At 51.0% G+C, this 11,840-nt stretch carries 14 protein-coding genes; 4 read left to right on the top strand and 10 right to left on the bottom strand.

All coding sequences use genetic code 11. The features are described 5' to 3' along the window. Positions 1 to 126: 126 nt before the first annotated feature. The 4 genes from aadA1 to aadB form a co-directional block, all read right to left on the bottom strand. Complete coding sequence (aadA1, locus tag PR809_RS19735; protein WP_001206316.1) at positions 127 to 918, bottom strand: ANT(3'')-Ia family aminoglycoside nucleotidyltransferase AadA1; 792 nt, start codon at positions 916 to 918, stop codon at positions 127 to 129. Between the two features lie 16 nt (positions 919 to 934). After that, entirely contained in the window at positions 935 to 1,735 is an 801-nt protein-coding gene (locus PR809_RS19730) for an oxacillin-hydrolyzing class D beta-lactamase OXA-10 (RefSeq protein WP_000846390.1), read from the bottom strand. A gap of 68 nt (positions 1,736 to 1,803) precedes the next feature. Then, positions 1,804 to 2,436, bottom strand: a complete 633-nt coding sequence (locus tag PR809_RS19725; protein WP_048608591.1) for a type B-3 chloramphenicol O-acetyltransferase CatB8 — start codon at positions 2,434 to 2,436, stop codon at positions 1,804 to 1,806. Between the two features lie 80 nt (positions 2,437 to 2,516). Further along, entirely contained in the window at positions 2,517 to 3,050 is a 534-nt protein-coding gene (gene aadB, locus PR809_RS19720) for an aminoglycoside nucleotidyltransferase ANT(2'')-Ia (RefSeq protein WP_000381802.1), read from the bottom strand. 145 nt (positions 3,051 to 3,195) lie between these two features. Between aadB and intI1 the strand changes: the two genes are divergently transcribed. The 3 genes from intI1 to PR809_RS19705 all read left to right on the top strand — a co-directional run bounded on the left by intI1 (position 3,196) and on the right by PR809_RS19705 (position 8,047). Next, positions 3,196 to 4,209, top strand: a complete 1,014-nt coding sequence (intI1, locus tag PR809_RS19715) for a class 1 integron integrase IntI1 (protein ID WP_000845054.1) — start codon at positions 3,196 to 3,198, stop codon at positions 4,207 to 4,209. Positions 4,210 to 4,514: 305 nt separating this feature from the next. Next, the gene (locus tag PR809_RS19710; RefSeq protein WP_001162012.1) at positions 4,515 to 5,072 is read left to right on the top strand and encodes a recombinase family protein; all 558 of its coding nucleotides are present in this window, start codon (positions 4,515 to 4,517) and stop codon (positions 5,070 to 5,072) included. Positions 5,073 to 5,074: 2 nt separating this feature from the next. Beyond that, on the top strand, positions 5,075 to 8,047 hold the full coding sequence (locus PR809_RS19705) for a Tn3 family transposase (protein ID WP_001138073.1): 2,973 nt from the start codon (positions 5,075 to 5,077) through the stop codon (positions 8,045 to 8,047). 6 nt (positions 8,048 to 8,053) lie between these two features. Here PR809_RS19705 and PR809_RS19700 read toward each other — a convergent pair whose 3' ends face one another. The 6 genes from PR809_RS19700 to PR809_RS19675 all read right to left on the bottom strand — a co-directional run bounded on the left by PR809_RS19700 (position 8,054) and on the right by PR809_RS19675 (position 11,201). Further along, positions 8,054 to 8,308 (bottom strand): hypothetical protein, encoded by a 255-nt coding sequence (locus PR809_RS19700; RefSeq protein ID WP_109910876.1) that lies wholly within the window; start codon positions 8,306 to 8,308, stop codon positions 8,054 to 8,056. Positions 8,309 to 8,324: 16 nt separating this feature from the next. Then, positions 8,325 to 8,750, bottom strand: coding sequence for a hypothetical protein (locus PR809_RS19695; RefSeq protein WP_109910875.1), 426 nt, complete (start codon positions 8,748 to 8,750; stop codon positions 8,325 to 8,327). Beyond that, positions 8,747 to 9,040, bottom strand: a complete 294-nt coding sequence (locus PR809_RS19690) for a hypothetical protein (protein ID WP_109910874.1) — start codon at positions 9,038 to 9,040, stop codon at positions 8,747 to 8,749. Before PR809_RS19690 ends, PR809_RS19695 begins: the two co-directional genes overlap by 4 nt. Then, on the bottom strand, positions 9,040 to 9,873 hold the full coding sequence (locus PR809_RS19685; protein ID WP_109910873.1) for a DNA replication terminus site-binding protein: 834 nt from the start codon (positions 9,871 to 9,873) through the stop codon (positions 9,040 to 9,042). Before PR809_RS19685 ends, PR809_RS19690 begins: the two co-directional genes overlap by 1 nt. Positions 9,874 to 10,134: 261 nt before the next feature. Further along, on the bottom strand, positions 10,135 to 10,284 hold the full coding sequence (locus PR809_RS19680) for a hypothetical protein (RefSeq protein ID WP_176489344.1): 150 nt from the start codon (positions 10,282 to 10,284) through the stop codon (positions 10,135 to 10,137). A 77-nt stretch (positions 10,285 to 10,361) separates the two neighbouring features. Beyond that, positions 10,362 to 11,201, bottom strand: a complete 840-nt coding sequence (locus PR809_RS19675) for a replication initiation protein (RefSeq protein ID WP_125894512.1) — start codon at positions 11,199 to 11,201, stop codon at positions 10,362 to 10,364. A gap of 221 nt (positions 11,202 to 11,422) precedes the next feature. Between PR809_RS19675 and PR809_RS19670 the strand changes: the two genes are divergently transcribed. Continuing rightward, complete coding sequence (locus PR809_RS19670) at positions 11,423 to 11,695, top strand: hypothetical protein (protein ID WP_217748526.1); 273 nt, start codon at positions 11,423 to 11,425, stop codon at positions 11,693 to 11,695. The last annotated feature ends 145 nt before the right edge of the window (positions 11,696 to 11,840 follow it).

The raw sequence follows: 11,840 nt of genomic DNA, 5'->3' as shown, positions 1-11,840 counted from the left end.
GCTTAAAAATAATAAAAGCAGACTTGACCTGATAGTTTGGCTGTGAGCAATTATGTGCTTAGTGCATCTAACGCTTGAGTTAAGCCGCGCCGCGAAGCGGCGTCGGCTTGAACGAATTGTTAGACATTATTTGCCGACTACCTTGGTGATCTCGCCTTTCACGTAGTGAACAAATTCTTCCAACTGATCTGCGCGGGAGGCCAAGCGATCTTCTTCTTGTCCAAGATAAGCCTGTCTAGCTTCAAGTATGACGGGCTGATACTGGGCCGGCAGGCGCTCCATTGCCCAGTCGGCAGCGACATCCTTCGGCGCGATTTTGCCGGTTACTGCGCTGTACCAAATGCGGGACAACGTAAGCACTACATTTCGCTCATCGCCAGCCCAGTCGGGCGGCGAGTTCCATAGCGTTAAGGTTTCATTTAGCGCCTCAAATAGATCCTGTTCAGGAACCGGATCAAAGAGTTCCTCCGCCGCTGGACCTACCAAGGCAACGCTATGTTCTCTTGCTTTTGTCAGCAAGATAGCCAGATCAATGTCGATCGTGGCTGGCTCGAAGATACCTGCAAGAATGTCATTGCGCTGCCATTCTCCAAATTGCAGTTCGCGCTTAGCTGGATAACGCCACGGAATGATGTCGTCGTGCACAACAATGGTGACTTCTACAGCGCGGAGAATCTCGCTCTCTCCAGGGGAAGCCGAAGTTTCCAAAAGGTCGTTGATCAAAGCTCGCCGCGTTGTTTCATCAAGCCTTACGGTCACCGTAACCAGCAAATCAATATCACTGTGTGGCTTCAGGCCGCCATCCACTGCGGAGCCGTACAAATGTACGGCCAGCAACGTCGGTTCGAGATGGCGCTCGATGACGCCAACTACCTCTGATAGTTGAGTCGATACTTCGGCGATCACCGCTTCCCTCATGATGTTTAACTTTGTTTTAGCCACCAATGATGCCCTCACTTTCCATGATTTTGGTGGGAATGGATTTTCTTAGCGGCAACTTACTTTCGTTGTCTATATCCATGTTAAAGGCGAAAAAGTAAACCTCTGTCTCCTTCTCAACCCACCCAACCCACCATGCGACACCAGGATTTGACTCAGTTCCCACACCAGAAAAACCAGTTTTTGAATGCACTAGATATTCAGGTGCCGCCTCCGTTACCAAAGCCTCTTTTACTATTAGCTGGTTTTCTTTAGATGCTGACAATTTATTTAAATATAGAGACTCTAGAAACTCCACTTGATTAACTGCGGAAATTCTAAGCTGGCCTTCCAACCAGAATTTGTCAATGCCACCACTGATATTCTGGTTGCCATAGGAAAATTTTTTAAGGTATTTCTGCATTCTTACTTCGCCAACTTCTCTGGCGATTTGTTGAAATACGGGAACAGCTGAAACTTGTATTGCCCCTCTTAAGGTCAAGTCTCTTTCCCATTGCTTCATGGCTCTTGGCTTTCCGTCCCATTTGAAAACCTGATGCTCATTCTTTATGACACCAGTTTCTAGGCCGATAATTGCGTTGGGGATCTTAAATGTTGATGCTGGAAGATATTCCTTTGATGCACGAGCTAAGTCATTGGTAGCGCAGGATTTACTGCTACTTTTACAAAGCACGAAGACACCATTGACGGCTTCGGCAGAGAACTCTTTGTTCCAAGACGTATTTTCTGTAATTGAACCAGCTAATGCCGTACTCGAAAGACACGCGATAATTACATATGCGGCAAATGTTTTCATGGCACCTTCTTGGTGGCTAACGCCAGAATTAAGCCGTGCCGCGAAGCGGCGTCGGCTTGAATGAATTGTTAGACGACAAACTCGCGCCAATACTTATGCAGACCAAAAATATTTGACGAGCACAGCAGAGGCATTGCTGTCTTAATTTTATCCAGTGGCCAGTTCCACCACTCCATCTCCATGAGCAATGAGATTTCCTCATCGGAGAAGCGCTTCTTAATTTGCTTTGCGGGACTTCCTCCGATGATGGCATAAGGCACTACATCTTTTGTCACCAACGAGCGACTACCTATCACGGCACCGTCTCCAATTTTGATTCCGGGCATAATCATTGCCTCCGAGCCTATCCAGACATCATTGCCAATGGCGGTATCACCTGCTCTTTGGAAGGCATCGAGTGCGCTTGAGAAAGCAGGTTCCTCTTGCATATAGAAGAAGGGGAAGGATGATGCCCAGTCATGCCGATGCCCCTGATTGCCAGCCATGATGAAGGAAGCCCCGCTTCCTATAGAACAAAAGCTGCCAATGATCAATTTATCAACGTCATCACGATCTGGATGCAAGTATCGCGCGCATTCATCAAATGAGTGGCCGTGATAGTAGCCAGAGTAATAGCTATAACGGCCTACTTTGATGTTTGGATTTTTCACTTGCTCAGAAAGAAGCTCCCCTTTGAAAGGGCTGTCAAAGTAGTTTTTCATCAGAGTTCGTGGAACCTTTTCTTGCCGTCTAACACCTGAGTTAAGCCGCGCCGCGAAGCGGCGTCGGCTTGGACGAATTGTTAGGCCGCATATCGCGACCTGAAAGCGGCACGCAAGACCTCAACCTTTTCCGCCCCGAGTGAGGTGCATGCGAGCCTGTAGGACTCTATGTGCTTTGTAGGCCAGTCCACTGGTGGTACTTCATCGGCATAGTAAAAGTAATCCCAGATGATCGCCTCCCAGCTGTTACAACGGACTGGCCGCCCGGCGATGACGCCCTCAGCCGCCTCTGGGCACGAGCCCTGCGGAGCCTCCGCGATTTCATACGCTTCGTCTGCCCACCAAGCAGGTTCGCAGTCAAGTAACTCATCCCCGATCTCCGCTAAGAATCCATAGTCCAACTCCTCCATGACGCGCCCGCCGAGCATTTCAACTATTGCCTCGAGCTCGCCGCGCCTCTCGCCGGGAAACGTCAGATCAATATCATCGTGCTTGCGTGTTACACGCCCTAGCCGTGCATCGATCGCCCAGCCCCCACCGATCCAGAGCGGCAGATTTCGCTCATCTGCCGCAGCTAGAATTTTGTGTATCAATGTGACCTGCGTTGTGTCCATGCGGCCTAACTTTGTTTTAGGGCGACTGCCCTGCTGCGTAACATCGTTGCTGCTCCATAACATCAAACATCGACCCACGGCGTAACGCGCTTGCTGCTTGGATGCCCGAGGCATAGACTGTACAAAAAAACAGTCATAACAAGCCATGAAAACCGCCACTGCGCCGTTACCACCGCTGCGTTCGGTCAAGGTTCTGGACCAGTTGCGTGAGCGCATACGCTACTTGCATTACAGTTTACGAACCGAACAGGCTTATGTCAACTGGGTTCGTGCCTTCATCCGTTTCCACGGTGTGCGTCACCCGGCAACCTTGGGCAGCAGCGAAGTCGAGGCATTTCTGTCCTGGCTGGCGAACGAGCGCAAGGTTTCGGTCTCCACGCATCGTCAGGCATTGGCGGCCTTGCTGTTCTTCTACGGCAAGGTGCTGTGCACGGATCTGCCCTGGCTTCAGGAGATCGGAAGACCTCGGCCGTCGCGGCGCTTGCCGGTGGTGCTGACCCCGGATGAAGTGGTTCGCATCCTCGGTTTTCTGGAAGGCGAGCATCGTTTGTTCGCCCAGCTTCTGTATGGAACGGGCATGCGGATCAGTGAGGGTTTGCAACTGCGGGTCAAGGATCTGGATTTCGATCACGGCACGATCATCGTGCGGGAGGGCAAGGGCTCCAAGGATCGGGCCTTGATGTTACCCGAGAGCTTGGCACCCAGCCTGCGCGAGCAGCTGTCGCGTGCACGGGCATGGTGGCTGAAGGACCAGGCCGAGGGCCGCAGCGGCGTTGCGCTTCCCGACGCCCTTGAGCGGAAGTATCCGCGCGCCGGGCATTCCTGGCCGTGGTTCTGGGTTTTTGCGCAGCACACGCATTCGACCGATCCACGGAGCGGTGTCGTGCGTCGCCATCACATGTATGACCAGACCTTTCAGCGCGCCTTCAAACGTGCCGTAGAACAAGCAGGCATCACGAAGCCCGCCACACCGCACACCCTCCGCCACTCGTTCGCGACGGCCTTGCTCCGCAGCGGTTACGACATTCGAACCGTGCAGGATCTGCTCGGCCATTCCGACGTCTCTACGACGATGATTTACACGCATGTGCTGAAAGTTGGCGGTGCCGGAGTGCGCTCACCGCTTGATGCGCTGCCGCCCCTCACTAGTGAGAGGTAGGGCAGCGCAAGTCAATCCTGGCGGATTCACTACCCCTGCGCGAAGGCCATCGGTGCCGCATCGAACGGCCGGTTGCGGAAAGTCCTCCCTGCGTCCGCTGATGGCCGGCAGCAGCCCGTCGTTGCCTGATGGATCCAACCCCTCCGCTGCTATAGTGCAGTCGGCTTCTGACGTTCAGTGCAGCCGTCTTCTGAAAACGACACCATGTGCAAACGATGTCAGAATAGAGTTAAATTTCCTATTGATTGACATATTCCGTCAAAGGTAATAGATTTCATCCTGACACTTTTGCCTTTGGAGGCATCTTGCAAGGTCAACGCATCGGCTATGTCCGCGTCAGCAGCTTCGACCAGAACCCGGAACGGCAATTGGAGGGTGTTCAGGTGGCGCGGGTGTTCACCGACAAGGCTTCTGGCAAGGACACCCAGCGTCCCGAGCTGGAAAGGCTGCTGGCCTTCGTCCGCGAGGGCGACACCGTGGTGGTGCATAGCATGGACAGGCTGGCACGCAACCTTGATGACCTGCGCCGCATCGTCCAAGGGCTGACACAACGGGGCGTGCGCATGGAGTTCGTCAAAGAAGGGCTGAAGTTCACCGGCGAGGACTCACCGATGGCCAATCTGATGCTGTCGGTCATGGGAGCCTTCGCTGAGTTCGAGCGCGCCCTGATCCGCGAACGTCAGCGCGAGGGAATCGTGCTGGCCAAGCAGCGCGGTGCCTACCGGGGACGAAAGAAATCGCTGAACAGCGAACAAATTGCCGAGTTGAAACGGCGAGTTGCGGCAGGCGACCAAAAAACCTTGGTGGCCCGTGACTTCGGCATCAGCCGCGAAACCTTGTACCAGTACCTGCGGGAAGACTGACCATGCCACGCCGCTCAATCCTGTCCGCCACCGAGCGCGAAAGCCTGCTGGCACTGCCAGATGCCAAAGACGAACTGATACGGCACTACACGTTCAACGAAACCGACCTGTCGGTGATCCGTCAGCGTCGCGGCGCCGCGAATCGATTGGGCTTCGCTGTGCAGCTTTGCTACTTGCGATTCCCTGGCACCTTTTTGGGCGTCGATGAGCCTCCGTTTCCGCCCCTGTTGCGCATGGTGGCCGCGCAACTCAAGATGCCAGTGGAAAGTTGGAGCGAGTACGGCCAGCGCGAACAGACACGGCGGGAGCACTTGGTCGAGCTGCAAACGGTTTTTGGGTTCAAGCCCTTCACCATGAGCCACTATCGGCAAGCCGTGCATACATTGACCGAGCTGGCCTTGCAGACCGACAAAGGCATCGTGCTGGCGAGCGCACTTGTCGAGAATCTGCGGCGGCAGAGCATTATCCTGCCCGCCATGAATGCCATCGAGCGCGCAAGCGCCGAGGCCATCACCCGTGCCAACCGACGCATTTACGCGGCGCTGACCGATTCTTTGTTATCACCCCACCGTCAGCGCCTGGACGAACTTCTCAAGCGCAAGGACGGCAGTAAAGTGACGTGGCTGGCATGGCTGCGCCAGTCGCCTGCCAAACCGAACTCTCGCCACATGCTCGAACATATTGAGCGCCTGAAATCCTGGCAAGCACTTGATCTGCCCGCAGGCATCGAGCGGCAGGTTCACCAGAACCGCCTGCTCAAAATCGCTCGTGAAGGTGGCCAGATGACGCCTGCTGATCTGGCAAAGTTCGAGGTGCAACGACGCTATGCCACGCTGGTAGCGCTGGCCATCGAAGGCATGGCCACCGTCACCGATGAAATCATCGACCTTCACGATCGCATCATCGGCAAGCTGTTCAACGCGGCCAAGAACAAGCATCAGCAGCAGTTCCAGGCTTCCGGCAAGGCGATCAACGACAAGGTGCGGATGTATGGGCGCATCGGTCAAGCGTTGATTGAGGCCAAGCAAAGCGGCAGCGATCCGTTCGCCGCCATCGAGGCCGTTATGCCCTGGGACACCTTCGCCGCCAGCGTCACCGAAGCGCAAACATTGGCGCGGCCTGCCGACTTTGATTTCCTGCACCACATCGGTGAAAGCTATGCCACGCTACGCCGCTACGCGCCGCAGTTCCTGGGCGTGCTCAAATTGCGGGCTGCGCCCGCCGCCAAGGGTGTGCTCGATGCCATCGACATGCTGCGCGGCATGAACAGCGACAGCGCGCGCAAGGTGCCCGCCGATGCGCCAACCGCATTCATCAAGCCGCGCTGGGCAAAGCTGGTTCTGACCGACGACGGCATCGACCGGCGTTACTACGAGTTATGCGCCCTGTCGGAGCTGAAGAACGCGCTGCGCTCCGGTGATGTCTGGGTGCAGGGTTCTCGCCAGTTCAAGGACTTCGACGAATACCTGGTGCCGGTCGAGAAGTTCGCCACTTTGAAGCTGGCCAGCGAATTGCCGCTGGCAGTGGCCACCGACTGCGACCAATACCTGCATGACCGGTTGGAATTGTTGGAGGCGCAACTCGCCACAGTCAACCGCATGGCTGCGGCCAACGACTTACCGGATGCCATCATCACCACCGCGTCAGGCCTGAAGATCACGCCGCTGGACGCGGCAGTACCAGACGCCGCGCAAGCCATGATCGACCAGACAGCTATGCTGCTGCCGCACCTCAAAATCACCGAGTTGCTGATGGAGGTCGATGAATGGACGGGCTTCACCCGCCACTTCACACACCTGAAGACCAGCGACACGGCCAAGGACAAAACCTTGCTGTTGACGACGATCCTGGCCGACGCGATCAACCTGGGTCTGACCAAAATGGCCGAGTCCTGCCCTGGCACCACCTACGCCAAGCTGTCTTGGCTGCAAGCCTGGCACATCCGCGATGAAACCTATTCGACGGCGCTGGCCGAGCTGGTGAATGCGCAGTTTCGGCAACCCTTCGCCGGCAACTGGGGTGACGGCACCACGTCATCGTCGGACGGCCAGAACTTCAGAACCGGCAGCAAAGCAGAAAGCACTGGTCATATCAACCCGAAGTATGGAAGCAGTCCAGGACGGACTTTCTACACCCATATCTCCGACCAGTACGCGCCCTTCAGTGCCAAGGTGGTCAACGTGGGCATTCGTGATTCAACTTACGTGCTTGATGGCCTGCTGTACCACGAGTCGGACTTGCGCATCGAGGAACACTACACCGACACGGCAGGCTTCACCGATCACGTGTTTGGCTTGATGCATTTGCTGGGATTTCGCTTCGCGCCGCGTATCCGTGACTTGGGCGAAACCAAGCTATTCATCCCCAAGGGCGATGCCGCCTATGACGCGCTCAAGCCGATGATTAGCAGCGACAGGCTGAACATCAAGCAAATACGCGCCCATTGGGATGAAATTCTGCGGCTGGCCACCTCCATCAAGCAAGGCACGGTAACGGCTTCGCTGATGCTGCGCAAACTCGGCAGCTACCCGCGCCAGAACGGCTTGGCCGTGGCGTTGCGCGAGCTGGGGCGCATCGAGCGCACGCTGTTCATTTTGGATTGGCTGCAAAGCGTGGAGCTGCGCCGCCGCGTCCATGCGGGGCTGAATAAGGGCGAGGCGCGCAACGCGCTGGCCAGGGCGGTCTTCTTCTACCGATTGGGTGAAATCCGCGACCGCAGTTTTGAGCAGCAGCGCTACCGGGCCAGCGGCCTCAATCTGGTGACGGCGGCCATCGTGTTGTGGAACACGGTATATCTGGAGCGTGCCACCAGTGCTTTGCGTGGCAACGGCACGGCGCTGGACGACACATTGTTGCAATATCTGTCGCCGCTGGGGTGGGAGCACATCAACCTGACCGGCGATTACCTATGGCGCAGCAGCGCCAAGGTCGGTGCGGGGAAGTTTAGGCCATTGCGACCGCTGCCACCGGCTTAGCGTGCTTTATTTTCCGTTTTCTGAGACGACCCCCAATAGTGGTGAAACCTTTTCGCCATGTGTATAGGAATGTTTTAGACTCGCTATTTTACTTTCATCTTTAAAGTGATTGTTAGGGGTCATAATATGCAGCAGTGCTAGATCTACGGTATAGATATCACCGGTCACAACTGGCGGGGTTACAAATATTTCAGTAAGGGCATACAAACGTAATACTTTAAGGGTGTAGTTTTCTTTGGTGCGTGGGTAGGCTAATTTCATAATGATTTCTCTGTGATTAATAGTATAGATTTTGGCTGTCAGGATGTTTGTCTAAACCGTTAAATTTTATCAGGAACGGCAAATAATTTTGGTTCTTCAGATATGCTTTTGCTTTAAGCGCGAGATAGTAACTCTCAATCCCCTCTACCAATACAAACAAAGCAGTAGCAGACTCATACCCTATCCCATATGCATAGTTTGTACAGTCGGGCAATATATCGTCACTGTGGCTATGTATTGCGGAATGATGCTCACCGGTCAAAGTATTGATGATAATAGGCAGGGGGTTTTCGAGTAATTCAAGCAGATCCGATGGTGACAGTTCATTAATGAATGTTTCATCACCTGCACTAATTTTATCAAATGCCGGTTTCGCAGGAACTCCTGAATGGGCTATAAATTCAGAGGCTATGTGCTGTAACAACGCTGTGTTGTTCATCATTTTTTATAGGTCCTCCCATACTGTTTGAAATATTCATTGAGCTCTTTGTCTCGCTCATACGTAGCCGCATCTGCCGCTTGTCTGGCTTCATCAACCTGCTTTCTTTGTAGTTCTTCAGCCAGCTTCAGATAAGATTGAATATTCTCTTGGTTTGGTTCATTTGTTACGAGTTCAAACGCAACTCTTTCACGTTCCTCCAATGAGACGCACCCCATCAACGAAAACATGGCAACTGAAGCACAAGAGTAAAAACGAGCGGTTGAGAATTCCCGTTGTGTTTTTTTCTTCATCATTTTTCCAACTTAATTATCTGTTGCCCCCTAAACACGCCAAGGAGAGTCGTTTTGTGTTTGTCAGAACGCTCCTGTCTGTCTGCTTCAGCAGTAAACAATGGCAGGGGACTTACTTTAAAATCCTGATCCTGCACTATCAAAAACGGCACAGGAGCGTTTATGCAGCGTTTTTTCCCACTGGCAAAGGTTAGGTTGCAGATCGGCTGCGGCGTAACGCTACGCTTTATTCTGAGCCTATTAGCAGGGCACTCTTGGATTTTATCCATTAAGTCCTGTAACTCAGCGTTGCCTTTTGCTATGTCAGCTATGAGCTGATAAAGCTTAACAGGGTCTGTTTTCTGCATGAGTCCTTTTAAGCCCCACGTATATGAAGCATGAGTGATCACATCGTCAGAGTTAAATACAGGAATGTTCCGGTACAAATGCAGTGTCATTACGTTACTCAGATGTTTACGCAAAATTCTGAAACGCTCAGATTTCGGCAGTGCGACAACCGAGCTTCTGATATTGTTTTTTACGGTATTGATTTTGATTAGATGATCAGCAAGTTCCATAGCCGCAGTTGATAACTGTACATATCCGGCTGTTCGCCTCGCAAACTTTTGTGAGTACAACGGAGAAATGTATAAGTCCTGCCAACATGAGATAACCGATGTATAGGCATGAGAACCCCAATTCACAACCGGCTCAATGCATTTACCGATATCATCACAACCATTTTCTACCGGTGGAATGACACAGGTAAGGGCTGAAATTACCTTTGTATCTCGAAAAAGAGAGTCAAGCTGGTGGAGGTACTTCAGCAATGAACCAATATAGCTATCAAGCATCACATGAAACTCCTGTTCTTAGAAAGAAAGAATCATAACCAAATATGCCAACATACAAATAAGCGTTCAACAAATACAGGAGCGAAACTTAGACATCTGCGCCCCTGACTCGCTCTTTTTTCTCTCTTTTTCTCTTTTTTTCTCCCCCTTTTCTCTAGACGCGGCTGTTCAGGGTGGAACGCCCATGTAACTACACCATCTTTTGTATGTTGGCATATTTCATGGCGACTTTTACAAAATGAAATATGACCGATCATGCAATCATCCTTGTTCTCTGACTTTCTTCAGAAAGGTTCTGAAACACGTATCACTGACCATCAAGCCGTAAGCCGGTAATACATCCATGATCGCATTCCAAGACATACCGGAAGATTTCATTTCGAATAAATCATCCTGAATATGACTCAACATAGCATTTTTTTTATAATTCTGGTTTTGCAAAGCGTACAGAGTTATTTTCTCTTTTAACCTTTTATTTTTGTACATTATTACTGTAATAAACCTAACTGTTTTTCGATTGCATCCAATTCTTCTTCTGTTGGTAAAGAATTAGTAGCACTCTCTTTAATAACTGAATACGATATCCTTAATACAGAAGCCTTGCGGGCTTTGCGCGACTCAATTGTAATAGTGATGTCCTTAATATTCGTTTTTTCGCTCAATCCTCTAGCCAGCTTCTTCAGTAACTGTCCTAGGTCTTTGTAGTTCTGGTATAAATACTGCTTATTATCCTTCTTATCGAGCTTAAATAACCACATCTCATCTTTCAGTTCCTCTACACCAATCGTAAAAGAAGTGTTGTATTCCCGAACAGTATTGCTCTTTGAATAGCGCTTCATGATCATTTGATAAAAATTGGTCATGTTGACATCTGACAATCTAGCTACATGGAATAAATTCATAGTGGTAAATTTTTTAGATAATTCAAAGAAGTAAGGAAATACCTTTTGGTTGAAGTAAATTGTACAATAGCCTTCGTCGAAGAAGTATTTAGCACCTGAAGTGATGTTCGTTTTAAAAGCACGTTTAAAACCTTCTTCACTTAGATCCTCATAAATGTGTGATGATAAAAGAGTGTCAACTGCATCCGGTAAGGCATTATATGCTGTTTTAATGTCCACCCCGCAAATCTCTGCATACTGTTTTGCGGTCACATCAAAACTAATTTCTTCTTCTTCCACCCTCTCTCTCGGATCGGATATCTGTGCAAGAATCAAAAACAGGACCCGCTTGGCAGATATAGGCAAACTAGCAAGAGATAGATTGAAATCATCAGAATGACGAACATTCGTGAAAAGTGTCAGATTACTGAGTTGTTTCTTCTTCATAGCAGCATACTGTTTTAGACTAAAGTAGAATAATAGATGAAGAATATACAACAAAGGTTGATTTAGGTAAATTTAAAATCAACCTTTTGCTGGTGGTTGTTACCAATGAACACATAAAACAATCTATCTATCTAAAATATCTATCAATAGATACTTTTATCTATCCAACAGTATCATTCTTTCTCGCCCTCGGAACCTGTATTACGCTTGGGTTGCCAGTCGTGTCTCACAGGCATCAACCTTTCGCCCGCTCAGAACCCGCATTACGCTTGGGTTGCCAGTCGTGTCTCACAGGCATCAACCTTTCGCCCTCTCAGAACCCGCATTACGCTTGGGTTGCCAGTCGTGTCTCACAGGCATCAACCTTTAACCCCTCAGAACCTACTCAACACGCAGGGAGCCACTTCAGTCTTGCAGACGTCAACCTTTCAGCGCCAGAGCTAAAAAGTATCTTTTTAGTGGTTGTCTTGCAGACGTCAACCTTTCGGCGCTGAAATAGCCTATCTTATTGATATTTATTGATATTTACACAGACACTCACTGCACGACTGTCTTGCAAACGTCAACCTTTCAACACCAGAGCGGAAAAGTATCTTTTTAGTGGTTGTCTTGCGAACATCAACCTTTTGGCACTGCAAT

The organism is Providencia sp. PROV201 (assembly GCF_028479545.1).
GTDB lineage: Bacteria > Pseudomonadota > Gammaproteobacteria > Enterobacterales > Enterobacteriaceae > Providencia > Providencia huaxiensis.
The sequence above is the reverse complement of the archived record's forward strand: the minus strand, read 5'-3'. Positions and strand labels throughout refer to the sequence as shown.

Excerpts from the sequence above, each read along its gene's own strand:
- aadA1 (WP_001206316.1), bottom strand. The coding sequence starts at position 918 with ATGAGGGAAGCGGTGATCGCCGAAGTATCGACTCAACTATCAGAGGTA.
- PR809_RS19730 (WP_000846390.1), bottom strand. The coding sequence starts at position 1,735 with ATGAAAACATTTGCCGCATATGTAATTATCGCGTGTCTTTCGAGTACG.
- PR809_RS19725 (WP_048608591.1), bottom strand. The coding sequence starts at position 2,436 with ATGAAAAACTACTTTGACAGCCCTTTCAAAGGGGAGCTTCTTTCTGAG.
- aadB (WP_000381802.1), bottom strand. The coding sequence starts at position 3,050 with ATGGACACAACGCAGGTCACATTGATACACAAAATTCTAGCTGCGGCA.
- intI1 (WP_000845054.1), top strand. The coding sequence starts at position 3,196 with ATGAAAACCGCCACTGCGCCGTTACCACCGCTGCGTTCGGTCAAGGTT.
- PR809_RS19705 (WP_001138073.1), top strand. The coding sequence starts at position 5,075 with ATGCCACGCCGCTCAATCCTGTCCGCCACCGAGCGCGAAAGCCTGCTG.
- PR809_RS19700 (WP_109910876.1), bottom strand. The coding sequence starts at position 8,308 with ATGAAATTAGCCTACCCACGCACCAAAGAAAACTACACCCTTAAAGTA.
- PR809_RS19695 (WP_109910875.1), bottom strand. The coding sequence starts at position 8,750 with ATGATGAACAACACAGCGTTGTTACAGCACATAGCCTCTGAATTTATA.
- PR809_RS19690 (WP_109910874.1), bottom strand. The coding sequence starts at position 9,040 with ATGAAGAAAAAAACACAACGGGAATTCTCAACCGCTCGTTTTTACTCT.
- PR809_RS19685 (WP_109910873.1), bottom strand. The coding sequence starts at position 9,873 with ATGCTTGATAGCTATATTGGTTCATTGCTGAAGTACCTCCACCAGCTT.
- PR809_RS19680 (WP_176489344.1), bottom strand. The coding sequence starts at position 10,284 with ATGTTGAGTCATATTCAGGATGATTTATTCGAAATGAAATCTTCCGGT.
- PR809_RS19675 (WP_125894512.1), bottom strand. The coding sequence starts at position 11,201 with ATGAAGAAGAAACAACTCAGTAATCTGACACTTTTCACGAATGTTCGT.